This is a genomic window from Chryseobacterium sp. C3 (assembly GCF_014218905.1).
Taxonomy (GTDB): domain Bacteria; phylum Bacteroidota; class Bacteroidia; order Flavobacteriales; family Weeksellaceae; genus Chryseobacterium; species Chryseobacterium mucoviscidosis.
Map to the genome: position 1 here is coordinate 294,619 of NZ_JACLCU010000001.1, position 26,580 is coordinate 321,198.

At 33.6% G+C, this 26,580-nt stretch carries 26 protein-coding genes; 16 read left to right on the forward strand and 10 right to left on the reverse strand.

What is annotated here, in order from left to right:
• Positions 1-2 precede the first annotated feature (2 nt).
• On the reverse strand, positions 3-323 hold the full coding sequence (locus H6W53_RS01335; RefSeq protein ID WP_185204553.1) for a winged helix-turn-helix transcriptional regulator: 321 nt from the start codon (positions 321-323) through the stop codon (positions 3-5).
• A 93-nt stretch (positions 324-416) separates the two neighbouring features.
• Between H6W53_RS01335 and H6W53_RS01340 the strand changes: the two genes are divergently transcribed.
• The 4 genes from H6W53_RS01340 (at position 417) to H6W53_RS01355 (ending at position 3,983) form a co-directional block, all read left to right on the forward strand.
• Positions 417-1,184 (forward strand): MBL fold metallo-hydrolase, encoded by a 768-nt coding sequence (locus tag H6W53_RS01340; RefSeq protein ID WP_185204554.1) that lies wholly within the window; start codon positions 417-419, stop codon positions 1,182-1,184.
• A 57-nt stretch (positions 1,185-1,241) separates the two neighbouring features.
• Positions 1,242-1,778 (forward strand): GNAT family N-acetyltransferase, encoded by a 537-nt coding sequence (locus tag H6W53_RS01345; RefSeq protein ID WP_185204555.1) that lies wholly within the window; start codon positions 1,242-1,244, stop codon positions 1,776-1,778.
• A 108-nt stretch (positions 1,779-1,886) separates the two neighbouring features.
• A complete protein-coding gene (locus H6W53_RS01350) occupies positions 1,887-2,594 on the forward strand; it encodes a DUF421 domain-containing protein (RefSeq protein WP_185204556.1) in 708 nt (235 codons plus the stop codon).
• A gap of 468 nt (positions 2,595-3,062) precedes the next feature.
• The gene (locus H6W53_RS01355) at positions 3,063-3,983 is read left to right on the forward strand and encodes a DUF3078 domain-containing protein (protein ID WP_185204557.1); all 921 of its coding nucleotides are present in this window, start codon (positions 3,063-3,065) and stop codon (positions 3,981-3,983) included.
• 87 nt (positions 3,984-4,070) lie between these two features.
• Here the strand turns inward: H6W53_RS01355 and H6W53_RS01360 are convergent, their stop codons facing one another.
• The 3 genes from H6W53_RS01360 to H6W53_RS01370 all read right to left on the reverse strand — a co-directional run bounded on the left by H6W53_RS01360 (position 4,071) and on the right by H6W53_RS01370 (position 6,291).
• Entirely contained in the window at positions 4,071-4,886 is an 816-nt protein-coding gene (locus tag H6W53_RS01360; RefSeq protein WP_087710193.1) for a ferritin-like domain-containing protein, read from the reverse strand.
• Between the two features lie 24 nt (positions 4,887-4,910).
• Complete coding sequence (locus H6W53_RS01365; RefSeq protein WP_185204558.1) at positions 4,911-5,618, reverse strand: ferritin-like domain-containing protein; 708 nt, start codon at positions 5,616-5,618, stop codon at positions 4,911-4,913.
• Positions 5,619-5,721: 103 nt separating this feature from the next.
• Complete coding sequence (locus H6W53_RS01370; protein WP_087710197.1) at positions 5,722-6,291, reverse strand: fasciclin domain-containing protein; 570 nt, start codon at positions 6,289-6,291, stop codon at positions 5,722-5,724.
• Between the two features lie 371 nt (positions 6,292-6,662).
• On the opposite strand from H6W53_RS01370, the gene H6W53_RS01375 reads away from it, so the two are divergent.
• Positions 6,663-7,106 carry an RNA polymerase sigma factor gene (locus H6W53_RS01375; protein WP_235130770.1) on the forward strand — a complete coding sequence of 148 codons (444 nt, stop codon included), beginning with the start codon at positions 6,663-6,665 and terminating at the stop codon, positions 7,104-7,106.
• A gap of 1 nt (position 7,107) precedes the next feature.
• Positions 7,108-7,917 carry an anti-sigma factor domain-containing protein gene (locus H6W53_RS01380; protein WP_116098637.1) on the forward strand — a complete coding sequence of 270 codons (810 nt, stop codon included), beginning with the start codon at positions 7,108-7,110 and terminating at the stop codon, positions 7,915-7,917.
• A 90-nt stretch (positions 7,918-8,007) separates the two neighbouring features.
• On the opposite strand, the gene H6W53_RS01385 is transcribed toward H6W53_RS01380, so the two are convergent.
• Together H6W53_RS01385 and H6W53_RS01390 are read right to left on the reverse strand one after the other, a co-directional pair.
• Positions 8,008-9,852: a chloride channel protein gene (locus H6W53_RS01385; protein ID WP_185204559.1), complete on the reverse strand. Its 1,845-nt coding sequence runs from the start codon at positions 9,850-9,852 to the stop codon at positions 8,008-8,010.
• Between the two features lie 67 nt (positions 9,853-9,919).
• Positions 9,920-11,197 carry an NAD(P)/FAD-dependent oxidoreductase gene (locus tag H6W53_RS01390; protein WP_185204560.1) on the reverse strand — a complete coding sequence of 426 codons (1,278 nt, stop codon included), beginning with the start codon at positions 11,195-11,197 and terminating at the stop codon, positions 9,920-9,922.
• Positions 11,198-11,347: 150 nt separating this feature from the next.
• On the opposite strand from H6W53_RS01390, the gene H6W53_RS01395 reads away from it, so the two are divergent.
• Positions 11,348-12,337 carry an aldo/keto reductase gene (locus H6W53_RS01395; RefSeq protein ID WP_185204561.1) on the forward strand — a complete coding sequence of 330 codons (990 nt, stop codon included), beginning with the start codon at positions 11,348-11,350 and terminating at the stop codon, positions 12,335-12,337.
• A gap of 166 nt (positions 12,338-12,503) precedes the next feature.
• Positions 12,504-13,076, forward strand: a complete 573-nt coding sequence (locus H6W53_RS01400; protein WP_185204562.1) for an OmpH family outer membrane protein — start codon at positions 12,504-12,506, stop codon at positions 13,074-13,076.
• Positions 13,077-13,193: 117 nt separating this feature from the next.
• On the opposite strand, the gene H6W53_RS01405 is transcribed toward H6W53_RS01400, so the two are convergent.
• Together H6W53_RS01405 and H6W53_RS01410 are read right to left on the reverse strand one after the other, a co-directional pair.
• Positions 13,194-13,364, reverse strand: coding sequence for a lmo0937 family membrane protein (locus tag H6W53_RS01405; RefSeq protein ID WP_106408105.1), 171 nt, complete (start codon positions 13,362-13,364; stop codon positions 13,194-13,196).
• 133 nt (positions 13,365-13,497) lie between these two features.
• A complete protein-coding gene (locus tag H6W53_RS01410) occupies positions 13,498-14,295 on the reverse strand; it encodes a Cof-type HAD-IIB family hydrolase (protein ID WP_185204563.1) in 798 nt (265 codons plus the stop codon).
• Positions 14,296-14,449: 154 nt separating this feature from the next.
• Between H6W53_RS01410 and H6W53_RS01415 the strand changes: the two genes are divergently transcribed.
• Positions 14,450-14,905 (forward strand): PA2169 family four-helix-bundle protein, encoded by a 456-nt coding sequence (locus tag H6W53_RS01415; RefSeq protein WP_185204564.1) that lies wholly within the window; start codon positions 14,450-14,452, stop codon positions 14,903-14,905.
• Between the two features lie 693 nt (positions 14,906-15,598).
• Here H6W53_RS01415 and H6W53_RS01420 read toward each other — a convergent pair.
• Positions 15,599-16,057, reverse strand: coding sequence for a helix-turn-helix transcriptional regulator (locus H6W53_RS01420; RefSeq protein ID WP_185204565.1), 459 nt, complete (start codon positions 16,055-16,057; stop codon positions 15,599-15,601).
• A 128-nt stretch (positions 16,058-16,185) separates the two neighbouring features.
• Positions 16,186-19,254 carry a Tn3 family transposase gene (locus tag H6W53_RS01425; protein WP_185204566.1) on the reverse strand — a complete coding sequence of 1,023 codons (3,069 nt, stop codon included), beginning with the start codon at positions 19,252-19,254 and terminating at the stop codon, positions 16,186-16,188.
• Positions 19,255-19,436: 182 nt separating this feature from the next.
• Here H6W53_RS01425 and H6W53_RS01430 point away from each other — a divergent pair, with 182 nt between their 5' ends.
• From H6W53_RS01430 to H6W53_RS01460, 7 genes are all read left to right on the forward strand, one after another.
• Positions 19,437-20,039, forward strand: coding sequence for a recombinase family protein (locus H6W53_RS01430; RefSeq protein ID WP_185204567.1), 603 nt, complete (start codon positions 19,437-19,439; stop codon positions 20,037-20,039).
• Between the two features lie 77 nt (positions 20,040-20,116).
• Positions 20,117-20,794 (forward strand): response regulator transcription factor, encoded by a 678-nt coding sequence (locus tag H6W53_RS01435; RefSeq protein ID WP_185204568.1) that lies wholly within the window; start codon positions 20,117-20,119, stop codon positions 20,792-20,794.
• A 7-nt stretch (positions 20,795-20,801) separates the two neighbouring features.
• Positions 20,802-22,088 carry a sensor histidine kinase gene (locus tag H6W53_RS01440; protein ID WP_185204569.1) on the forward strand — a complete coding sequence of 429 codons (1,287 nt, stop codon included), beginning with the start codon at positions 20,802-20,804 and terminating at the stop codon, positions 22,086-22,088.
• Between the two features lie 149 nt (positions 22,089-22,237).
• Positions 22,238-22,990, forward strand: coding sequence for a hypothetical protein (locus H6W53_RS01445; RefSeq protein WP_185204570.1), 753 nt, complete (start codon positions 22,238-22,240; stop codon positions 22,988-22,990).
• Between the two features lie 63 nt (positions 22,991-23,053).
• Complete coding sequence (locus tag H6W53_RS01450; protein ID WP_185204571.1) at positions 23,054-23,482, forward strand: PepSY-like domain-containing protein; 429 nt, start codon at positions 23,054-23,056, stop codon at positions 23,480-23,482.
• Between the two features lie 10 nt (positions 23,483-23,492).
• Complete coding sequence (locus tag H6W53_RS01455; protein WP_185204572.1) at positions 23,493-25,916, forward strand: TonB-dependent receptor; 2,424 nt, start codon at positions 23,493-23,495, stop codon at positions 25,914-25,916.
• A gap of 20 nt (positions 25,917-25,936) precedes the next feature.
• The gene (locus tag H6W53_RS01460) at positions 25,937-26,521 is read left to right on the forward strand and encodes an HD domain-containing protein (RefSeq protein ID WP_185204573.1); all 585 of its coding nucleotides are present in this window, start codon (positions 25,937-25,939) and stop codon (positions 26,519-26,521) included.
• Positions 26,522-26,580 lie beyond the last annotated feature (59 nt).

The following is a 26,580-nucleotide window of genomic DNA, read 5'->3' on the forward strand; positions in this document are numbered from 1 at the left end:
TTTTAAGATCTTTGATGTTCGTTTCCCCATTGATGAAGTTCATCAAGGATCGGACCGAGCTTTTTGGCTCTTTCCGTTAATTTATAATATACTTCCGGAGGAAAATTATAGACTTCAACCCGTTGAATGATATGATCTTCCTCCATTTGTTTGAGCTGTTCTGCCAGAACTTTTTTTGAAACTTTAGGCATTTTTCGCCATAATTCCACAAAACGGACTTCTTTTTCCTCAAAAAGATTCGATAAAATAAGCGGTTTCCACTTTCCGGAGATCATGTCTAATGTTTTTCTCAGTCCGCAGTTTTTAAATTCTTCAAATGTCATACGTTACAAAATTGTATATAGTGCACCTTTTGGTAACCAGCCATTATTTAATTTCAGGTAAACAATAGCTTTGCAGATACAAAATTAAAGAAAATGAAATTACAATTATGGCGAAATGCAACACTGCTTTTAAATATTGATGGATTGAACATCTTAATTGATCCGATGTTGGGTGAAAAAGGTTCTTTGGGAATATTTCCGATGGTAGACAATGAATTATTGAATCCCTTAATTGATTTACCTTTCACTGAGGAAGAACTTCAGGAAAAATTAAAAACGATTGATGCGGTAGCCGTTACACATCTTCATCCCGATCATTGGGATCCGAAAGCGATTGAACTTTTAGATAAAAATGTACCCATCATTTGTCCTGAAATCATTTCTGAACAGATTTCTGAGGCAGGATTTAAAAATGTGATTGCTTTCAATGATACAGTGCAGTTTAAAAATATTGAAATTTCCTTAACGGACGGACATCACGGAACAGGGGAAATTGAAGAACAAATTGGCGTAGTTCATGGATTTGTCTTTAAAAATGCTGAACAGTCTGTTTATATTGCGGGTGACAGTATCTGGTGTGAAGAAATGGAACAGGCAATTAAAAAACATCAGCCGGAGCATATTGTTGTTGCGGGAGGAGCAGCAACTTTTGTAGTGGGAGATCCGATTGTAATGACAAGTCATGATATTTTGAAAGTCTGTGAAACCGCGCCGAATTCAAAAGTCTGGGTAACGCATCTTGAAAGTGTAAGTCATTCTAAAGAAGACAGAAAATTCATTAAAGAAAAAATTCAGGAGAATGGTTTGGAAGAAAGATGTTTTGTGCTGAATGACGGTGAAGAAGCTGAATTAGGTGCTTAAATCTCTTGTTTTAAGATTTGAGATTAAATCCTAATTTAGTTGATTCAAATTAGAAACATGAATTTAGAAACAGAAAGATTACTGATTCGGGATATAACTTTGGACGATAAACAGACAGTTTTTAATTATCGTTCCGATGCGGAAGCCAATAAATTTCAGAGCTGGATTCCGGAAACATTGGAAGATGTTGAACAGTTTATTGAAAGAAATAACAAAGAATTCAATCAGCCGGAAAGCTGGTATCAGGTTTTAATTACGGAAAAAGATACAAAAGCTGTGATCGGCGATATCGGAATTCATTTTTTTGGTGCAGAAAATTTGCAGACAGAATTAGGAATTACTTTAAATAAGGACTTTCAGGGAAGAGGGTATGCTTCTGAAGCGTTAAAAGGAATAATTAATTTTCTTTTCAGTGATCTGAAAAAACACAGAATCATGGCTTCTGTAGATCCGGAAAATATTGATTCTCTTAAACTGATGGAACGCATCGGTTTTAGAAAAGAAGGTCATTTTGTGAAAAGTTTATTCTGGAAAAACAACTGGACAGATGATGTGATCTATGCTTTGCTTCGGGAAGAATGGATTAAAGAATAAGAGAAAAACCGTTTCAACAGAGACGGTTTTTATTTTCAGTACAAACGTTCATGCCGCATTTTCCTTTTGCTTGGCGTATTTTTTGAACCTTGCAAAAATAAATTTTATATGCTATCCATATTTCTGTTACAATTAGACTGGAAAGAGCTTTTAATGGGGCACGAAGAATGGTCTTTTATTCTGGAAATCATTCTCCGCACCGCTATCATGTTTATTACCATTATTATTGGTCTGAGAGTTTTGGGAAAAAGGGGAGTGAAGCAGCTTTCGATTTTCGAACTTGTCGTGATTATCGGACTTGGTTCTGCGGCGGGAGATCCGATGTTTAATAAAGATGTCGGAATTGTTTCATCATTCATTGTTTTTGCCGTAATTATTCTTCTGTACACCATTGTAACCTATTTTATCGCAAAAAATAAAAAAATCGAACAGCTTATTGAGGGAAAATCCATCTGCCTGATCGAAAACGGAGAATTCTCCATTGAAAATTTTAAAAAAGAAAATCTGGGGAGTGATGAATTTTTTGCCGAATTAAGATTAAAAGGAATTTCCCAGCTTGGGCAGATTGAAAGTGCCATTGAAGAAATTTCCGGAGAAATCAGTGTGTTTTATTTCGAAGATGAAAGAGTAAAGTACGGACTTCCGATTATGCCGGATTCTCTGGATCATCCTTTGAAAACGATTGTTCATGAAGGATTTTATTCCTGCACGTTCTGCGGACATACGGAAGAAAAACACAAAGGTATGGCTGGAAACTGCAGCAAATGTAAAAAAGACGAATGGGTGGCTTCAAGCAATAGAAAGCGGGTTACCTGATAAAAACAAAAAAGACTCCTTAGAAAGGAGCCTAAAAAAACACAAATGATGAAAAAAAATTATTTCGATTCACAAATATAATCAAAAAATGATTTTCCAACCTAATATTTTCAGAAAAAAAATAACATATTTTTTTCATGATGTTAATAGATAAAAATGATTGGCTTAAAACTGTGATTTTTTATTTCTTTATAATCTTTTTTTAATTTGTTTCAAGCCTATGTAAAGACTCTATGGAGCTTTATTTGTGTAGAAATCATATTCGCGAGATACTCGGCGTTCCGTAGGAACGCTATCTTTGAATTAAATACAATAACTGATCATATCTTCTCATTTACCTCTTACCCTTTTTAATTCCCGACTTTATATTGACTAAGTGTAAAATAATTTCACATAAATTCTTTTAAGTTCAAAATTTTTAACAAATCAGTAAGTTTTATTTTTAATTTTAAACCAAAATATAAACTTATGAAAAGAAAATTACTTCCACTTATCGTTTTGTTAGGGATTCATCTCTGCGCTCAGGAAAAAAGCGAAGCTGTTGTTTCGGATACGGCAAAAGTATGGAGTATTCAGGGACAGAATACCTTAATGCTCAATCAGGCAGCTTTTTCCAACTGGGTTGGAGGAGGAGCCAATAATGTAGGATGGCTTGCCGGGCTGAACTATAACCTTACGTACGAAAAAGGAAAAGATCTTTGGGAAAATATTATCATTCTCGGATACGGACAAAATAATACGAAAGGAGTAGGAACGAGAAAAACTCAGGATGTAATTAATCTTTCCACCAACTACGGAAGAGAATTTGCGAAGAACTGGTATATTTCCGCAGGAGCCAGTTTACAGACACAGTTTGCACCGGGTTATGCAGACGGAAATAATCCTGCTGCGGCTAAAATTTCAAATTTCATGGCTCCGGGTTATCTCAATATGGGAGCCGGAGTTACTTACAGACCCAATGATAATTTTACGGCAACAATACGTCCTGCCAATGCAAGATGGACCTTTGTTTTAGATGAAGAACTTCAATACAAGGGAATTTATGGATTAAAGAATGACGGTGATTCTTCTCTGTTTCAATTCGGTTTTTTGGGAACAGCCATGTATAAACTAAAGATTATGGAGAACATTACTTTAATGAATACAGGTTCTGTTTTCTCTAATTATCTGGATCATCCTGAAAGACTTGTTTTAGCATACAGCGGAATTTTGAATATGAAAATTAATAAATTTATTTCCACGAATGTAACGCTGGACTTGCTGTACGATCATAATCAGATTGCTAAAACACAGCTAAAACAGACTTTAGGAGTCGGCTTTGCTTATAATATTGATAATGGCAGAAAACGCTCTGAGAATAAAGAAAACCAGACGTGGCTTAAAAAATAACTGGCAGTTATTTAATATTTTAAAAAAATCCCTTTCCGAAAAACTCGGAAAGGGACTAAACAGCTAAAAATTTAAGGTAAAAACCCCTCAGACAATGAATAATGATGCAATTGCCTGGGCATCACTTCCACTTAAAATCTCGTCATAGGCAGCAGAACCTGCAGCGGCTCCAAAAGCTGTTGCGGTATTAAAGCCAGCCTGATTTGTATTGCCTTCTCCGGCGTAAACAGGATTGGTTGCAGAAGGCATATTTCCTCCGTCTGCCAATTCTATCCATCCTTTGTTGGCTCTCATTCTTCTTACCTGTGAAGCGTGTCTTGCTTCTACAGAGTGAATCTGCAATGCAGCCTGAAGAACAGTTTTATTAGACATTACATTTCCTGCCTGTCCTTTGTACGCTCTTACTCCGGTATCTTCAAATGCCTGAGCTAAAACAAGGAACTGATTGTAATCTGTAAAAGGTGAAAAATTACCGTTCGCCGTAAAATCGAAGGTCGGTTTAGCGCCTGGAGTTACTCCTAAAGAAGTTAAAGTATTTTTCAAAAACGTTACGTGTGCAGATTCATGTTTTGCAATCTGCATAAATACCACTTTGTCTGCACTCGGAATTAAAGACGAAGCCGCCAATCCTAATGCATAATATTCATTTTCAAGATATTCTAAAACCAAGGCCAATTGTAGTGCATCCGTTAAAGCACTCTTAAAGAATGTTGCATTTTTTGTAGTATCTGTGGTTTCAGCTTTTGCAGGAGTCGTCATTAAAGCTCCTAATCCAAAAGGAACTGCAGCAATAGCCGCTTTTTTCCCGAAAGATGAAATATTGGTAAGTGTTTCTAATCTTGATGTTTCTGTAGTGAAGAATTTATCATCAGAAAGCTTATCTAGTAATTTAAGAATATTCATAATGTAATTTTTTGAAGTGAATAATTAACCGATTCCCTGTTCTTTCCAAGTGAAAGGTGTTTTGAAAAATCCTCCTGCTGCGGATACAACTTCTTTTGGCTCTTTCGCAAGATCCAGACCGTTGGCATCAATCACATCATCACCGGAGAAAGCTGCTGTTCCCGGATTGATAAGGTTTCTGATAGCTGAAGCATGTCTTGCCTCCACGGAAACAATTTTACCAGCAATTACCAGATAATCTGCATTGGTAATGTATTTTCCTGCTCCGTTGTACGCTGCAACACCTGTATCTTCCAATGCTTTTGCAGTAGCTAATACAGAGTTTCTGTCGTTAAAATTCACATTCGGGTACTGAAACTCCAGAGTAGGCAGTACATTGGATGTTGCTCCGCTGATTGCTGCTTTAAAGAAGTCTCTGTGAATTACCTCATGATGATAAAGATCTGTAAAAAGCTGTTTTTCAGCATTTGAGATTCCGGAATAGAAATTATTAACCACTTTGGTATAGAAATCTGCTTCCAATTGTTCAAGTGCATAAGCATAGTTCAATACACCCACATCACCTTTTCCAAGGTCGAAAACGTTATTTTCAACCATATCGAAATTATCGTCATCACAACCGATCATGGTAAGACCTGCAAGAGCAAGACCTACACCGCTCAGTTTCAAAAAATTTCTTCTGCCTGTATCCAGAGTTACTCCCTGATTAGACACATTAATAGTTTTTTTCATAATATTATTTTTTAGTGTAGAGGTTTATATATTTTAATGTGTTTTGGACAAAGTTGAAAGAAAACAGCATAAATATTATGCTGTTTCTCACACTTAAAAATTATTATGGCATTAACACCGTATCTATAACATGAATTACACCGTTAGACTGGTTAACGTCTGCAATAGTTACTTTTGCATCGTTACCTTTAGCATCTCTTACATAAAGATTTTTACCTTTTGCCCAGAAAGTAAGTTCTTCACCTTCCACTGTTTTCATCATGGCTTTTCCGTTTCCGGCTTTTACTGCTGCCCAAACTTGTTTAGAGCTGTATTTTCCCGGTAAAACATGATACGTAAGAATTTTTGTAAGCATTTCTTTATTTTCAGGCTTCACAAGATTTTCTACTGTTCCTTTCGGAAGTTTAGCAAATGCTGCATCTGTAGGTGCAAAAACAGTAAACGGACCTGCTCCCTGTAACGTTTCTACAAGACCTGCAGCTTTTACAGCAGCTACCAGTGTTTTGTGATCTTTAGAATTTACTGCGTTCTCAATAATGTTTTTAGACGGATACATTGGCGCTCCTCCTACCATTACTGTTTTTTCCTTCATTGTCTGTGCTGTAGCGTTTCCACTGAAAGCGAAAGATAAAGCTACCATTCCTAAAACTGCGATTTTTGATCTAGTATTCATTTTTTTTAATTTTTAATGATAAATTATTCGATTTGTCTGTTGTTAAAATCATTTACGAACTCGGTTTTATTTTGGATTTAAAAATTTGAATAAAAATCACAAGTAATTGAAAAACAGGTTATTAAATTTTATATTTGTTTTGAAATAGATGAATATTGTTCACAATCTGTTAATATATACCCTGTTTTAATAAAGATTTAAAAGAGTTTTTAAAATTTGGTTATCATTAATATTATTGTTACTTTTGATGAGTAAAATAATTTACTATTAAAACAAAATATTCTGAAGAGCAGCTAATCGTTTTACTAAAGGAAAAAAACGAAACAGGTTTTCATCATCTGTATGATCACTATTCCGGTGCATTGTACGGGGTGATTCTTCGAATTGTTCAGTCCAAAGAATATACAGAAGAGATTATTCAGGACGTTTTTGTTAAAATATGGAATTCTATCCATCAATATGATGTTTCTAAAGGTAGATTTTATACCTGGATGATTAATATTGCAAGGAATACAGCGATCGACTATTTAAAATCAAAAGGATTTCAGAACCAGTTAAAAAACCAATCGCTTCCAGATTTCGTATATGATTCTACAGAGCTTTCAACGACTAATGATTCTTCCGATTATATCGGTTTTGCCAGTGTGCTTGAAAGTCTGGAGAAAGACAAAAAGGAACTTATCGATCTCGCGTATTATCAGGGATATACACAAAACGAAATATCCGAAAAACTGAAGATACCGCTGGGAACGGTTAAAACTAAAATGAGGAATGCACTTATGAAACTTAAAGATTTGCTAAAAGATTATCAATAAATTGAACACTAAAGAATACATATCATCCGGAATTATAGAATCTTATATTCTAGGTCTTGCTTCTCCAGAAGAGGCGGGAATTTTGGAGTGTGTGATGAAAAACAATGCGGAAGTAAAAGCTGCTTTTGAAGAGGCACAGAAAGCACTGGAAGATCTTGCAACAGCACAGGCGGTAGCACCTCCGGCAGATTTAAAATCGAAGATTTGGAACAAAATTCAGCAGGAACAGACTGCTGAAGAGGAAAAGCCTGTATTTTCTGCGGATATTCCTGCAGCGAAACCTCAGGAAGAAATAAGAATTCAGGGAAGTAATAACTGGAAGGTTTTTGCGGTTGCCGCATCTGTTCTGCTTCTGGTAAGCGTGGGCGGAAATGTTTTCTGGATGAACAGCCAGAAAGAAACAAAAGAAACAATCGCGAAAATGGAGACTGAGAAGAACGCTCAGAATCTTGCGATGCAGAGAATAAATCAGAAAATGGAAATGATTTCCAATCCTGATATGAAAATGGTGAAACTGAAAGGCGTAGAAAAACATAACGATTCCAAAGCAATGGTTTTCTGGGATACTAAAACCAAAGATGTATATCTTGATGCGGAAAGTTTACCAAAAGCTCCGGAAGGAATGCAGTATCAGCTTTGGGCTATTGCAGACGGAAAACCTGTAGATGCAGGGATGTATACGGAAGAAAAAGACAGCAAAATTGCGCTTGCCAACATTCCAAATGCTCAGGCTTTTGCCATTACACTAGAAAAAAAGGGCGGAAGTCCGGTTCCTACCATGGAGAATATGTATGTAATGGGAGAGATTTAATAAGTAAACAATTCAAAAATATAAAGACCGGCTTTCGCCGGTCTTTTTGTTTATATAATGGTGAGAAATTTAATTCAATCTGAAAAAAGCTTATTCAGAATATTCTTTTAAAAGCTGTCTGTAGCTCATCAGTATTGTCGATTTGGAAATAAATCCGATAAACCTGTTGTTTGCGTCCACCACAGGTAAATTCCAGACTCCGGTATCATCAAAAGTCTGCAGGATTTCCAGAGGCTGATCTTCCGGACGAATAATCGCAGGTGGAGCTTTCATGATCTGAATAATTGTGGCAGAAACTTCATCACTTGTAAACAGATAAGGTCTGATGTCATCCAGTGTTAAAATTCCTCTTAATACCTTATCTTCATTTACTACCGCAAAAATATTTTTATTGCCGTTTTTTACCAGTTCAAACAATTCCGTTACAGGAGCATTTTCATCAATCGCCTGAGAATACTTGTCGATAAATTCTTCTGTTTTTAAAGAAAAAAGGATATTTTTATCATGTTTGTTGGTGAATATCTTTCCCTGATCGGCTAAAGATTTCAGCTCCGGAGAAATAGGAGAGAACCACTTCGCAATGAGATAAGAAATGATGGAAACAATCATCAAAGGAATAAAAAGATCATATCCAAAACTGGATTCCGCGATAAGGAAAATAGCCGTTAAAGGAGCATACATCACACCGCTCATTGCTCCAGCCATTCCTACCAATACAAGGTTGGTGACAGGAACTTCCGTAAAACCGATCTGCTGACAGACAACTGCAAAAAGATACCCGACTGTTCCACCGGCAAAAAGCGAGGGTGCAAAATTTCCTCCGTTTCCACCACTGAAAATAGTGAAAGAAGTGGCAAAAGCTTTCAGTAATAAAACCAGAATTAAGAAAATAATAATCGTAAAATCTTTTATTTCAAAATATCTGAAAAAACTGTTCTGGATAATATTGTGGGTATTTCCATTGGTAAAAGCTTTTACCGTATCATAACCTTCCCCAAACAAAGGCGGAAAAAGAACGCAAAGCAGCGACAAAACCGCTCCGCCAAACATTGCTTTTCTAAGCCGCGACATTTTTAACCCCTTTATAAAATGTTCAACTTTTTGGGAAATCACCACAAAATATCTCGCGTAAAGACCTGTAACGATTCCTAAAATAAGATAATATGGAACATTTTTATAATTAAAAGCTTCCCGGGTATAAAATCTGAAAAGAACATCTTCCTGCAGCAGAATTCTGGATAACAAGCTTCCGCAAACCGCCGCTACAACCAAAGGAATAAAGTCTGTAAATACAACACCCGTTAAAAGAATTTCGAAAGCAAACATAATTCCGGCAATCGGAGCGTTAAAAGCGGATGCAATTCCGGCAGTTGCTCCTGCAGCCAACAGAAGGGTTCTTTCTTTGTAACTGAGACGGTACGTCTGTGCAAAATTGGAACCGATGGCCGCTCCCGTTACTGCAATCGGACTTTCAAGTCCCGCAGAACCACCGAGTCCTACTGTAACGGCACTCTGTACAATCTGCGAATACATTTTAACGGAAGAAACAATACTGGAATTTTGTGCAATTTCATATAAAATCGCACCGATTCCTTTTCTGTCCTGTCCTTTAAATATCGTTAAAACAATACTCGTCGTTAAAACAATCCCCAGAAACGGAAAAATAATATAAAACAGAACCTGATATTCAAAATGAACCTTTGTTGTTATAAAATGATGAATATTGTGAACCAGAGTTTTAAGAATTACACCTGCCAAACCGGCTGAACAGCCCACAATAATCCCCGACAAAACCAAAAACTGATTCCTGCTGAGTCTGTTGTTTAGCCAATGTAAGATGAGTTCGTAGCTGCGCGCTTTTTCAAGTCCATACTTCTGAAAGTCTCTCTTGAACTTCAGGAAGCTCAGAAACTTTTTCTTATTATGAATATTCACTTTTGGGAATTTTAAACTGTAACCGAATTGCTACAGTTTTGTAAAGTTATGAAATAAATCATGAAATTTAAAATTCCGTGTGAAAAGCATTTTCTTTTTTAGGTCTCAAAATAAGACGGATAGACGGATTATTGGTAATGAATAATCTTAACCAATTGAATGCCAATCGTACTTTACTTCCAAAACTTATTAGCGGGATAATGTGAATAAAAAGCCACGTTAACCAAGCCGTAAATCCTTTGTAGGAAAAATTGGGAAGATCTACAACCGCATTGAATTTTGAGATGATTGCCATGCTTCCTTTATCGTTATACTTAAAAGGAATCTGAACTTTTTCCTCTTCAATTCTTTTAAAATTCTTACCTAAATTTTTGGCATGCTGAATAGCAACCTGAGCCAATTGCGGATGTCCTTTCGGAAAATTTTCATCAGAAAACTGTAACGAAATATCTCCTAAAGCATAAATATTTTTTGTTCCCTGAACTTTATTGTAAGCATCAACCAAAATTCTGCGTCCTTTACCTATGCTTTCTTCCGGAATTCCCGGAACTTCTCTGCCGATAACGCCAGAAGTCCAGATCAGGGTTTCTGTTTCAATGGTTTTTCCGTCTCCTAAAATTACTTTTCCGTCCACATAATCTTTTACGGCTGTATTTAAAATAATTTTTACGCCCAGTTTTGTAAGTTTATCATAAGCGGCTTCCTGAGCCATTTTGCTCATCGGCGAAAGTAAAGTAGGCAGTGCATCAATTAAATAAATATTCGAGAGTGAGAATTTAATTTCAGGATATTCTTTTTCTGCGATGTAGCTTCCCATTTCCGCAATCATTCCGGCAAGTTCCACGCCGGTTGGTCCGCCTCCCGCAATCACGATATTCTGAAGTTTTTGTGCATCTTTACTATTTTTATTTCTCGCCGCTTCTTCAAGGGTTAAAAGCATATAATTTCTTAGATAAAGTGCTTCGTCAATGGTTTTCATGGGGATAGAACATTTCTTTACATTTTCCATTCCGAAGAAATTAGATTCCGTTCCCAAAGCAAGAACTAGATAATCATAATTCAGATTTCCTGTATCGGTTTCAAGAATATTTTTTTCATGATCCACATTCACAAGACTTCCCATGTGGAAATTTACGTTCTTATAATTGGCAAGCAGCTTTCTGAAAGGATAGCTGATGTTGGAAGCTTCAATAAACGATGTGGCAACCTGATAAATTAACGGTGGAAAAAAATGATAGTTGTTTTTATCGACTAAAGTAATTCTGAATCTCTTATCATTAACTAGGGATTTTATAAGATTAACTCCTGCAAAACCTCCTCCTACGATTACGATGTGTTTTTTCATATGTATGTGCGATTGAAAATGTTACCGTATTTTATTCAATAATAAAGCCAAATAGGCGGTTTCAATTATTTAGACATAAAGATTTATGATTAAAAATTATCTGCACGATGTTTGTATCCTTTAGAGCAACCAAATTTTAAATATTACCATATGAAAGCAGATGTTTTAAAGGAAAAACACAGACTCGGATTGGGCGGAGTAGCCATCGGAACAGCCTTTGATAAATTAACAGACGGCGAATCTTATGAAGTTTTACAGAAAGCATGGGATCTCGGCATACGATATTATGATACATCGCCATGGTACGGATTAACGAAAAGTGAAAGACGATTCGGAAATTTTCTTCATGGGCAGAACAGAGATGAATTTGTATTGTCTACCAAAGTCGGACGTTTATTTGTGGAAGTTTCCGAAGACGAAGTTCCTCCAACGATGTGGAAGGCTCCTTTACATTATGATTTTGAACATAATTATACAGCAGATGCCATTAAAAGATCTATTGAAGAAAGTCTTGAAAGAACACGTCTGAACCATATAGATATTGTTTACGTGCATGATTTGTCTGAAGATCAGGTAGGAGACCGCTATCCATATTTTTTGAAACAGGCGAGAGAAGGTGCGTTTAAAGTTTTATCGGAACTGAGAGATCAGGGCGTTATTAAAGCATGGGGAATAGGCGTGAATAAAATTGAGCCGATTTTAGACTGTCTGGATTCCGCAGATCCGGATATTTGTCTTTCGGCAACGCAATATTCTATTCTGGAACATGAAGATGCAGTCGACCGATTGCTTCCCGCAGTAAGAAAAGCCAGTGTGAAGCTGGTTTCCGGTGCAGGATATAATTCCGGATTTATCAATGGACGAGATCGTTACAATTATAAGGATGTGATCCCAAAAGGAATGAAAGAAAAGCGTGAAAAGATTGATGAAATTGCCAGAAGATACAATACCAACATTACCCACGCCGCATTACAGTTTGTTTTGGCAGCCGACGAATTTGCTTCCATTATTCCCGGAGCGAGCAAACCCGAACAGGTGGAAGATAATGTGAAAGCTCTGCATGAAAAAATTCCGTCTGATTTCTGGAAAGAGCTGCAATCGGAAGGATTAATTTACGAAAAAGCACAAATCCCGAATTAATACAGACTTCATCATTTTACTCTATACAAACCTCTCTTTTCGGGAGGTTTTGTTATTTACCATGATGGAAATTCATGTAACTTTATTTTAAATATCACTACCAATATAGTTATATTTATTATATTTGCTGAATTTTAAAAAACGAAAAATAAAAATTTAAATAAAGATGAAAAAGTTTATCACAACATTTTCTATAGCGGCAGGACTTTTCCTTACGTCAAACATGGTAAGCGCACAGCAAAAAATCGGGCATGTAAATTCGGATGATATTTTTACCAATCTTCCCGAAGCTAAAACAGCAGAAGGTTCATTAGATACTTTCACCAAAACAAAGCAGGGTGAGATTGAAAAAATGATCACTTCTTATCAGACAAAATTAAAAGCGGCTCAGGATAAAGAAAAAACGATAAGTGAGGCAAACAAAGAGACTGTAATTAAAGAATTAACAGCAGCTCAGACCGAATTGCAGACTTTAGGTAAAGATATTGAAACTTCCAGAACTAAAGCAGCACAGGAAATTTCTAAAAAGCAGACGGAATTATTTACGCCGATTCAGAAAAAAGTAAGCGCAATGATTGCTACGGTAGCAAAAGAAAAAGGATTGGCTTATGTGTTTGATATTGCGCCTTCTCAGGGAAACAGCCAGGTTGCTTATATGGACGGAGGAGAAGATATTACTCCGACGGTAAAGTCTAAACTGGGAGCTACAGGAACTGCTTCAAAGCCGGCTTCTAAGTAATATTTAAAAAAATTATGAATAATTCTAAGGTAAAAATTATTCATTCAAAATAAAAAAGCCGGAAACTAAGAATATGAAAATTCCCGTTTCCGGCTTTTATTTCTTTTATACGACGGTCTAATCGAGAGGCTTTCGACCGGATATCAGATTATACAGTACCACAATGATTGCAATAACCAGCAATACGTGAACTAAATATCCTGTACTCATTCCCGGAACGATTCCTAACATTCCTAAAAGCCATACCACAATACAAATGACTGCGACTAACCATAATAAACTTCTCATAACTAAAATTTTTAAGTGATTTGATAAAGTAAATACACATATTATGCCTTTTTCTTAAAAACAGCTTAAAAATATATACCACAAATTATGAAAAGCGAATTTTTTTACACAAAAATTAGCGTGTAAACGGAATTTAATCCAGAAGACCAAAATGGATTAAAGCTTTTTCAATTCCATGATTGTCAATATCTTCGGTTACATAATCTGCAACTTCTTTTACGCTGTCATTCGCATTTCCCATGGCGATGCCGATTTTTGTAAATTTTAACATAGAAATATCATTTCCGCCGTCTCCGAAAGACATTGTTTCTGAAACGTCGATGTCAAAATATTTACAGAAATTTTCGATTCCTGTTTGTTTGCTTATTCCTCCTGGATTTACATCGGCAAAAAGGGGAGTCCATCTCGAAGATATACTTTTGGGCATTACTTTTTTCATAAATTCGGCTTCGGCTTCCGGTTTCAGAAAAATATTTGCCTGAATTACATTTTCAATATCAATATTTTCTTTATCATGAATCGGCGGAACAGGAATGTTGATATGAGAATACATTCCCACAACTTCAGGTGTTGCATCGTTTATTTCTACTTTATCTTCATACATTAAAGAATAACTCAGCGGAAAATTTTTGGCATAAAGAATCAGACTTTTAATGTCGGAAGGATCTATTGTATGTCTGGAAATAAGCTTGTTTGAGGCTGTAACACAATACGATCCGTTAAAGGTGATGAAACCGTCAAATTTCAGATGATCAATATGATGCAAGGAATTGATGGATCTTCCTGTTGCGATAATAACTTTTATTCCTTTTTCTCTTAACTTTTGAAGAGCATTTTGGGTAGAATCGGGGACTTTTCCTGTTTTAAAGCTTAATAATGTTCCGTCTATATCGAAAAAGACGGCTTTAATGTTGTGATTTTGGGTGTTCATTGAAGTTTAATAATTTAATCGTTTAAGATTTAAAACAAAAATACAACAATATAATTTTGTTTTATGATGTCGTATTTTAATTGAAACTGAATTATTGCAGAATCTATAAGGTACGGTTATTGTAAAGATTTTAGCACACCAATAATAAAATAATATGAAAAATCAGGAGGAAATCGATCTTTTGAATGATCTTGTCCACATTACGAATGACAGAATAAAAGGCTTTGCAAAAGTGGAAGGTAAAATATGGGAAAGCTATCCCGACGTGAAATCGGAATACGCAAGAATGAATTCTCTTTCGAAAGTTATGAAAAACGAACTCATAGATCTCATCACCAAAAATGGTGGTGAAGCGAATGATTCACCGTCTGTTGCCGGAACACTCCACAGAACGTGGATTGATATCAAAAATTCTTTTACCATCGGAAATACGGAAGAATCTACGATTGAAAATGTAATTTTTGGCGAAAAAGCGGCGATTGATGCTTATCAGAACGCAATTGACACCGGAAAACTGAGCGAAAAAAGCAGGGAAATTGTTTCGGAGCAGCTTAAACACATCAAAGATTCTTATCATGAATTCAAAGGAAAAAGCAATTATAAAGAATAGTTATTGTTTTTCTTACAGATCAACTTCCTGAAACGGGAAGTTTTTTTATGTCTAAAAAAAAATTATTCTAAAACAATTCAGAATGGAATTCTGACAACCTTTTTTGGGAAATAGAATCATTACAAATCACCAAATATTGAATAAAAATTAATGAATTATTCTAGAAAAGAAATAATTCCGGCAATTTCTCATCAATCAGATGAATACTTCAGGATGTTGAAATTTTAAAAATAAACATTTGAATATCAATCAAATGAATTAATAAATCAATAGAAAATAAATTATTTTATTTAGGAAAAATTTATCCATAAAAATTTATGATAAAAATAATATTAAAATCTTTTGTATTATTAAAATTATTCATACATTAGTGATGTATAAAATACAAAACTTTATCATTTATAGAATTTAGGAAATAATTATCACTAAAAGTTTTATTCATTCTTTTATATATTTAAATTCTGCTTTAAAATTAGGTATATGCCACTCTTGTAAAAGGGTGGTGTTTTTTATGATATAGAAATATGGATTAAAATTTGTAAAAAATCCAATTATTCTGATCAGAAAATAGAAAATAATTTCCGTAGAGTAATTTAACATAATATTCTACGGAAATCATTTGAAAATTTCAAAAAATGGAGTAGTATAGAAACTCAATCAAGAGAATAAATAAATTGATTGAGTTTGTTTTCCTTAAAAATCCTCAGGAAAAATTCCTGTTGCATATTGCCATACTTCAACTACCTCATTTAAAGGAATTTCGTAAGGCTCATAAAATGTATTATCTGCGGCAACCGTTAAAGAATTTTCATTTTTAGATTTCAGACGTTTGTAAGTAATACCGTCATTTAAGGTAATGAAAACATAGGTGTTACCGGATTTGAGATCATTAAGACCTTCCATATATTTTCCGATGATGTATGAGCCGTTCTTAAAGGGCGGCATAGAATCTCCATCCGCAGGAAATGCACGGAATTTTCCGTTTTTCAGAAAAGGAAGAGAAATTCTCTGAAGACTTTCAATATAATCCGGATCGCTGTAACCCGTTAAGTAACCCATAGAAGCTTTCTGAGAGACAATTTCAATGCTTTCGTCGCCGTTCTGATCTACCATTACAGGCAGAACAATACGGTTATCAGGAAGTTTCAGCATATCTTCAAGAGCATGTTTTGTTAAATCTACCGACAGCAAAAGATCAATACTGACATTAAAAATTCTTGAAATTTTAATTAAAAGGCTTCAAACCAAAAATGGGACAAAATTTACACTTTAAGGCTTAATTAATTGATTATTAATGAATTAATTTTATCCATATTAAATGGTGGTTTATCTGTGTTTATTATAAAATCATATTCACCATGCATATTAACATGCTGCCAAGTCATTATAGAGCTGTTTTTCATTAACTCAATATTCTTCCTAATTTCATCCTCTTCCTTAATTTCGGAAAGTTTGTCTGAGATAAAAAGGTAGTTCCATAAGATAATTGCGTTTTGGATTAAGTGCCTACATGCTACTGCAATTTCTTGCTCTTCTTTAGTCTCGTATTTAAATTCCTGATTGTTTCCAAAAAATACGGCTTTAGCAAATAGATGTGATAATTCAATTTTATTTAATTGCTTTTCAATGTTTTGCCTTAAAGGGGGTTCATCAAAATACCGCAATAAAAAAATTGTTTTATGAATTCTGCCAATTTCTTTCATAGCTTTATATAAAGGGTGTTGCTTTGAATAAGAACTTAATCGTTTCAAAATAATAGAAGCTTTTGCTTCTCCTAATTTAATTGAGCATAATAATCTTAATATATTCTCCCATTGATCTTTAATGATATTCTCATCTATATACATACTTTTTGAAGGAAGAATTTTATAACCCTTGCTTTCATAAGTATTTCTTGGAATATCCTTAAAAGTATATAAAAGTTGGTCACTGTAATTTTTAATTCTTGGAGCAAATAAAATTCCTAAAGAATTACATACTCCAAATATAATCTCACTATATCCATGCGTGTCTGTTGAATGCATATCACTCTCTACATCTTTGTTGTGAAGGAGCCCATCAAGGATATATCCGGCTTCTCTTTCGGAAGCACTAATTACACTGTTATAAAAGAGCTTACTTTTTTCGTCAATAAAACTATATGCAGAAATACCCTTTCCAGTTCCAAAATATTTAAAGGAATGAGTGGCATTAATTGCAGGAACAGTAACATTAAATTTTTGTCCATCACTTGAAGTATGTAGTGAATCTTTTTTTTGAAGATATATTTGGGGTAGCGAGAGTTTATCTGTAATTTCCAGAATCATTTGATTGGCTTCATCAATATTGTCCTTACTAAAAAACCACCTGACTACATATTCCAATTTATCGGCTCCAATACCCGTAGATATTTTGCCCATTTTCCTTACTCCTATATTACAGCCTAAAGCTATAATTGCAGCATAAATAATATTTTTGGACGGAGAATCCTTACTTGATGTTCGGCTGTAATGTAAAAAAGAAGAATTAAAATTTGAGGAATAATCTATATCGGATAATATTTTTGTAAGTGGGATATAAACATTTTCTCCAATAGTTTCATGAACAAAATGACTTGTTACTTCATCCAATTTTGGAGTACTTACTCTTGGTCTATTATCTCTACTAAATTTTAAATATTCGTTGGTTATAATATTTTCGTTAGTTTTTGTATAATGCTTAACCATATTTTCCTTTAGAATTAGCAAAGCATCTTCCATGTCATACATTTGGTTGATATTTGCCCTTTCCATCAACTCCTCCTTATCTGAAATCCAACGGTTGTAAGAAATTAAATAATCATCAATTGACCTATATTTATCAGAAAATTTAAGATTAAGCGTACCTCCTTTTATATGATTAGAAACCTCTCTAAACAAAAATAGTTTATACATCTGTGGATTAAATTCACCAGTATCATCATATAACCATTTCTGCTCGTTTTTACCAATAAACTCACGAGGAGCAGTATGTGTTATTTTTCCATTTTTAGCTTGATAGTTTTTTATAGCAGATATCATATGAAAATCAGACATTTCAGTATTGAACTCAAATATTAATAAAATTCCGGCAACTCTGTTATGTATTTTTCTATATCCTTTATTTAGCTCCTTAAAGAATAGTTCTTCTTTTAGTGCAGTAGTACCTAAATTTTCAAGCTTTTCTATTTCCTGAATGATATCATCATGTAAAGACGGATTTTCAGAAGTAAAAATATCTTTTATTAATCTGAGTTTTTCTGAGTCTCCATATTGACTTGTAAAAATTATACGCTTTACCTTTTCTAATTGTTTTTTTGAAGAAAAAATAATATTTCTAATCTTTGCCAGCTGCTTTTGTTTATTAGGTTTTAAATCTCTCTTTAAAAAATCAGTTGCAATAGACTTATTAGCATTATTATGATATTTTTGAACAACCTGAAGAAAAATATCAACGAATGCATCCTGACGGACACGGTACTGATAAATAATGAATGATACAATGAAAAGTCTTTTTCTTTTTATATCCCGAATGCTATCAAACTGAATATGTTCTGCTTTTACTACCCAGACAGCATAATAATTTAGAATCCCGGAAATTTCATTCAACTTAGTAATATTTGAAAGATGAAAATGCATATCTCTTATAATATTAAAATCATCAATGCTTTCCTTAATTTTTCTCGGAGTTACTGTTTGAATAATCCTTTTTAATTTAGTAATTAAATAGGGGTTCTTTGAAGATACTTCATCATTACCTGAAGGAAGGCTCATCATTTCATCCAATAATTCTTTTTGAATGATACTAAGATTTTTATCAACCAGATTTACTAAATTTTCTTCAAATAAATTTAAAGACTTGGATATAGTTTGAGCAAAAACATAGTATTTAGGATGCTCAATTTTTCTCTCCTCCAAAAATGAAATTAAAGAATAAAAAATTTCTTTTGGTCTTTGGGGAGTTTTAACCAATTCTAAAGCTTCTTTTTCAAATAGATCTAAGCAATCGGAGAAGGCACTATATCCAAAATGATTTAAAATAAATGCTCTATGCTTTTTATATATAGATGTCTTATAATCTAAAATATCTACTTCATATTTTAGTCCACAAAGTTCTGTTACATATATTATATCATCCTTCCGATAGTGTTTTGGAACAAAAAATTTTTTTTGTGCTAAGAAATAACCTTTTTGAAGAATATAGCCAACAGTAGTAATTCCTTTTCTTAGGTTAGGTTCAAGATCGTTGTCAAACTCTAAAGTAAATAATGCTTTTCTTTCATCAACTGTTAATTCAATAGGATTATCGAAAAGCTCAATATCTTTTTCTTTTAAGAGATTTATTCTAGGCATCAGAAATATTTTGTGAATATAAATATATCATAAATTTGTATATCCCAAAATTAGACTATAGTTTAACATTGGTAGTAGAATACAATAATTTCAGACAAATTAACAGTATTAATCACATACCAAAAACACCCACTCTAAAATTGGTAAAATTTATTTATATTTATTAACAAAAAAATTCTAACATGAAGGCAAGATATATAAGAGTATCTACATTAAACCAAAAAATTGAACGGCAGTTAGAAAAACAATATCCTGATGAAAAAATATATATAGATAAACTTAGTGGCTCAATTCCATTTAGTGAGAGAGTCCATGCAAAAGAGCTTCTAAAAGCCGTTGAAGAAAATAAGATACATTACATGAGTGTTTCAAGTATTGACAGATTAGGAAGAAATACATTGGATGTATTACAGACTATTGAGAAATTGCACAAAAATAATATTTGTTTGAAGGTAGATAATTTAGGGCTGGAAAGTTGGGTTAATGGAAAAGAAAATCCAACATTCAAATTGATCATAAGTGTTTTAGCCAATATCAGTGAAATGGAAAGGAACTCTTTATTAGAGAGACAAAAAGAAGGAATTGCAATTGCAAAAGCTAAAGGAACCTATAAAGGGAGATTAAAAAATACAACAGAATCTGTGGACGAATTTCTAGCCAAGTACCCGAATGTTATTCATTATTTAAACAAAAAAAATCCACCAACCATTATAGAAATTGCTAAACTCACAGATTGCTCTAAAAATACAGTACAAAAAGTTAAAAAATATATCCATTACAAATAATTTCTATAACTGCCTACCATTATACAGTAAACAATTAATTCAAAATTTCTTCAGAATTGGAGATATAGATTTGTAATATGAAGATCTTAATAATAGAAGACGAAACAGAATTGGCAAAAAGTATCTCCGAATATCTTTCTGGAGAAAACTATTTATGTGAGTTTGCAACGACATTTGGTGACGCAATGGACAAAATAGAGACTTTTAATTATGATTGTATTCTGCTTGATATTATGCTTCCAGATGGAAACGGACTTACTATTTTAGAAGAATTGAAAAAGCAAAATAAACAAGATGGTGTTATCATTATTTCTGCGAAAAATGCTTTAGATGATAAAGTAAAAGGGTTACAACTAGGTGCTGATGATTATCTTACCAAACCTTTTCATCTTTCCGAATTAATGGCAAGGATCTATTCTATCATCCGCAGAAAGCAATTTAACAATTCAAATGTTGTAAGGCAGAATGAAGTAGAGATTGATCTTTTGGCAAAAACCGTTTCAATTAATAATCAGACCATTACTCTTACCAAAAAAGAGTTCGATCTATTGATCTATTTTATAGGAAATAAAAATAAGGTAATTTCCAAAAGCACTTTAGCAGAACATCTGTCCGGTGATTTTGCAGATATGCTAGACAATCATGATTTTGTATATGCACATGTAAAGAATCTGAAAAAAAAATTATATGATGCCGGATGTGATCATTATCTGAAAACAGTGTACGGAACGGGATATAAATGGGAAAGTAACTAAAATACCTATGAAACCATTATTAAGCAAGACTACAAAGCCATTTATTATTTATGTCCTTATCATTCTGGTCATTAGTATTCCTGTATATTATGTTGTAATTGATACCATTTGGAAAGGTGAATTGGACGAACATAATGGAACAATCGCGGAAAAAACTGCTTATGAATTTAATAGTCTAAAGCTTTCTGATCAGGAATTAGAAAAAAGTTTAGTGCTTTGGAATCAGATCCAGCCGGGAACCGATATTAAAAAAGTATTATCCAATAGTGCAAAAAAAGATGTGTTTTTTACTGTAGAAAAGCAGAAAACGTTTGTATCAAAACCTGAGATAGAACGATATAGATGCTTAATGAAAGTGATTTATATTAATAATAAGCCTTTCCTTTTTACCGTTGAAACCAATATTGAAGAATCTCAGGAAACCGTTGCTGCCATTGCTTTAGTAACCATTTTCTTCTTTCTTCTTATCGTTGTTGGTTTATTGTTTTTAAACAAAAGGCTTTCGGCTTCAGTCTGGGAGCCATTCCGAAATACTTTGGATAAACTTAAAAGATTTAATCTCAACAGCCAGACAAAAATCGAATTTGATAAAACTGACATAACAGAATTTGAAGAACTCAACCAATCTTTAAGAAAATTAATAGAGCACAATATTTCGGTTTTTAAAACTCAAAAAGAATTCACCGAAAACGCTTCACACGAATTACAGACTCCTTTAGCAATTTTGAAAAACAAGTTGGATATTTTACTGCAAAGCGAAGATCTTACAGAAAGACAATATCAGATTGCTGAAGAAATGAACAGGGCTTTAACAAGAAGTTCCAGAATTAATAAAAACCTTTTGTTGCTGGCCAAAATTGACAATAGTCAGTTTGATAACGCTGAAATTATTCAATTTGATGGCTTATTAGATCAAAGTATGGAAATATTACAGGAACATTTCGATCAAAAAAATATTTCTGTTGATAAAAATATTTCTTCTGATATACAAGTAAACGGAAACAGCGGTTTAACGGAAGTTCTTATTAATAATCTGATACTAAATGCAATTCGACATACTTCGCCTAACGGATCAATCTCGGTTAAACTAACAAGTTCTGTGCTTGAGGTTGCTAATTCCGGAACAGAAAAATTGAATACAGAGTTTTTATTCAAGAGGTTTTCAAAGCTTTCAGCGGATCATAAAGGTAGTGGTTTAGGATTGGCTATAATTAGTGAAATTTGCAAATTTCATCAATGGAAAATCAGCTATAAATTTGAAAATAGTATGCATATTTTTTCTATCGTATTATAAAAATTTAAATTATGATTTAGGAAAATTCATTTCGAACACCAAGAGAAAACCATAGTTAAAAAAAATGGCAAAATGAAAGCTAAATACTTTTACAAAAAATAAGCATTCTAAATTTCTACAAAATTGTATATCAAATTTGTAAGAAAAATATGAAAACGCTAAATAAGGTAGCAGCTGTAACCCTTCTCTTCTGGCTGATGAAAATAACAGCAACCACACTGGGAGAAACTTTGGGAGATTTTATTTCTATGACGCTCAACCTTGGTTACACTGTTGGAATAGGAATCACCCTCTTATTTTTCATCATTATTATTACAATACAGCTGAATGTAAAAAAATACATTCCGGTCATTTACTGGCTGGTAATTATAGGAACAACCACATTAGGAACGGAAATTTCAGATTTTATAGACAGAACCCTGAAAACCGGATATTTATTGGGTAGTTTAATGCTGGTAAGCGGTCTTTTGACGACGCTTTTTCTATGGTATAAAAAATATAATACTCTTGAAGTATATCCGGTTTTTGAAAGAAATAAAGAAATTTTTTACTGGGTTACTATTCTTTTCTCCAACAGTCTGGGAACAGCGTTTGGAGATTACCTGAGTGATAATTTAGGATATAGCTATTTAGCAGGAGCTGTAATTACGGGTGTTATCATACTTATTGTTGTTCTGCTTCATTATTTTACAAAGCTTAATCATGTTCTGCTGTTTTGGGTCGCTTTTGTTTTTACAAGGCCTTTTGGAGCAACTTTCGGAGATTTTCTTACTAAACCTATTTTAAAAGGTGGATTAAATCTAAGTACACTATACGCTTCATTGATTTCTTTAGGTCTATTATTTCTGATGATTATTATATCACATCAAAAGCAAAAGAAAGAATTAGATCTTCAAAACTAAAAATTCAAAATTTCTTCTAAATCATTCCTGAATATTGCCTTACAAATTAAAAATTTAATTAAAATGAAAAAGTTAGCATTCCTATTGACAGTGATTTCAGCTGTAGCTTTTGTTAATGCTCAAAAAGTTCAGCAGAAAGATGTTCCTGCATCTGCCCAGAAAGGTTTTCAAAAACAATTTCCAACTATTAAAGAGGTAAAATGGGTAAAAGAAGATGGTAATTATGAAGCAGGTTTTAAAGTAAAAGAAACGGAAACTTCTGTTGTGATCACTCCTTCAGGCAACATTCTTGAAACAGAAACAGAAATGAGTATCAATTCTCTTTCTGCACCAATCAAAGCATATATCACTAAAAATTACCCCAATCAGAAAATAAAAGAAGCCGCGAAAATTACAGATGCAAAAGGTATTATTACCTATGAGGCAGAAATAAGTGGAAAAGATCTGATTTTCGACAAAAATGGAAAATTTTTAAAGGAAAACAAAGACTAAACTTAATAATATGAATAGAATCAAGCTCTTAGCGTTTTTAGTAATGCTGCTATTTTCTTCCATAGCTTTTGCACAGGTGGCTGTTGTTACCATTTCTGGAAATGTAAAAAATAAGATGAAATTGTTAGGGTTGTCTTATGTTAATATAATGGCAAAAAATGCAAAAGATTCCACATTTGTTGCCGGAACGATAACTGATGAAGAAGGCAAGTTTTCATTAACCGGAATCAAACCTGGACACTATCAGCTGGAGTTTTCACATTCAGGATTTAGAAAGCAAGCTCAATCTCTTTTTGTGGGAAGCCTTTCAGAATTTTTGGAAATTTCTGTTGTAGAACTTGAACCGCAGGAAGAAAAAGAATCAAAAATTGAAGAAATTGTTTTAACTGGTTCTAAAAAGAATGAAATCAGCAATCAGCTTGATAAAAAAACATATTCTTTAGCAGATAATATCAGCCAAAGCGGAGGTTCGGTTTTACAAAGTATGCAAAATCTTCCCGGAGTAACTGTCCAGGACGGAAAAGTGCAGCTGCGCGGTAACGATAAAGTAACTGTTTTAATTGATGGTAAACAAACGGCATTGACTGGTTTTGGAAGCCAAAGCGGACTGGATAATATTCCGTCTTCTGCAATTGATAAAATTGAAATCATCAACAATCCTTCATCAAAATATGATGCCAACGGAAATGCCGGAATCATTAATATTATTATGAAGAAAAATAAACAGAACGGCTGGAACGGGAAAGTTGGTTTTATTTATGGTACAGGTTCCTATTGGGTAAGAAAAGAAAACTTGCCAACGATAAGACCTCAATATACGATTACACCAAAAATAAATCCTTCGGTTTCGCTTAACTATAGAAAAGATAAGGTTAATATTTTCCTTCAGGCTGATAATTTATACACGGAAACATTGAATAAAAATGAATTTGTAACCAGAACTTACGACGATGGAAAAATCATTAATTCACAATTAAAAAGAAATAGAAACACAAATTATCTTACCACAAAAGCCGGAATCGACTGGAATATAGATGCTCAAAATACAGTAACAATCTCAGGATTGTATGGAAGTGAGAAAATTATAGATCGTGGAGACCAGCCGTTTTTCAATGGAGATCTTTCTCAACGTCTTCGTCTTTGGCAGTTTTTGGAAGATGAGTTGAAAACAACGATTATGGGAACTGCTTCTTATCAACATAAATTCAAAGATGCAGGACATGTATTGAATGTCGGATTCAATTATACGTTCCATAGAGAAGATGAAAAGTATTTCTACGACAATTATTTGCCGGCTTCAACCGGAACAGATGCTTTTAAATTATTGTCTGACGAGCAGGTTTACGATTTCAATATTGATTATGTAAAACCTTTGAAATACGGACGCATCGAAACAGGAATTAAACTGAGAAGCAGAAGTATTCCTACAGATATGAACTTTATTCCTGGTACAAATTCTGTTTTGGATGCCAATGCAGGAGGTTGGGCAACTTATAAAGAGTTGATTCCTGCTGTTTATGGTAATTATATTTTCGAAAACGAAAAGTGGGAAGCGGAACTTGGTGTAAGACTGGAATATGTGAAAATTCAGTATGATGTGAATCCCAATCATCCGACGTACAAAAGTGACAGCTATAATTATACACAACCATTTCCAAACCTGAGACTGGCTTATAAATTAAACGATCAAAACAAGTTATCTGTATTTTATAATAGGAGAGTTGATAGGCCAAATGAAGTTGATATCCGTATTTTCCCAAAATATGATGATGCTGAAATCATTAAAGTCGGAAACCCACAGTTAAGACCTCAGTTTACCAATTCGATTGAGTTTGGACACAAATATAATTGGGATAAAGGATATTTGTATTCAGCTTTATACCACCGTTTTGCTAATGGAACAATTACTAGAATTTCAAGTATTGTTCCTGAAAGTACACTGATTTATGCTGTATTTCAAAATGCAGGGAAAAGTTATAATTCAGGGCTGGAAATGATCTGGAATCAGAAAGTTTCGAAAACATATTCTTTTAATATTAATGGAAATATATACAGAAATCAGATTGATGCATTTTCGGTAGAAAACCTTTATCCAAAACCCAATATATTTTCTGCTAATCAGAAAACGGCCATTTCAGGAAATGTAAAATTGAATAACATTTTTAAGCTTTCTAAAGGTTTTGACGCTCAATTGACAGCTGTTTATCTGGCTCCAGATATTATTCCGCAAGGGAAAATAGGCTCAAGGTTTTCAATGGACTTGGGAGCGAAAAAATCGATCCAAAACGGAAAAGGAGAAATATTCTTAAACGCCACAGATTTGCTGAATACAATGGTAATTAAGAAGAAAATACAGGGGAATGGATTTACTTATACAAGTGATGATTATTATGAAACTCAAGTTGTAAGATTAGGCTATAGTTATAAATTTTAATAAAAAACTCAACAGTGATCATGGATAATTTAGTAGAAGCTGTAAGCAGTTATGTAACATTATTTCTTTCAGAAAATCTTTCAGAGGATTTTTCTTTTCACTGTATGGGGCATACCTATGATGTAGTAAATGCGGTACGGGAAATTGGTGCACAAAGTAACCTTTCGGAGGAGGAAATGCTTGTCTTACAGGTGGCAGCCTGGTTTCATGATTGCGGATATGTGAATCTTTATATTGGTCATGAAGAGGAAAGTAAAAAAATAGCACAGAATTTTTTAGAAAATTTCGGATGCGAAAAAGATTTTATTTATACTGTTTTAAGCTGTATTGATTCTACAAAATATCCTCCAAAACCTTCTTCTTTAATTGAAAAAGTGCTGTGTGATGCAGATCTATATCATTTGGCATGTCCGAACTATCCAAAGTATGAAAAAGCAATACGACAAGAGTTTGAAAAATATCTTGGACTGGCTTATACAGATGAAGAATGGCTGGTAAAGAACTGCAAATTCTTAACGGATCATGAATATTACACAGACTACGGTCAAAAAGTTCTTACAAAGTTTAAAGAAGTGAATATTCAATTAAAGAAGTATTCCGAATAAATTTTAAAATCAATTAATAACTTACTAAGATGTCAAAGTTTACTAAAAAAAAAGCATTC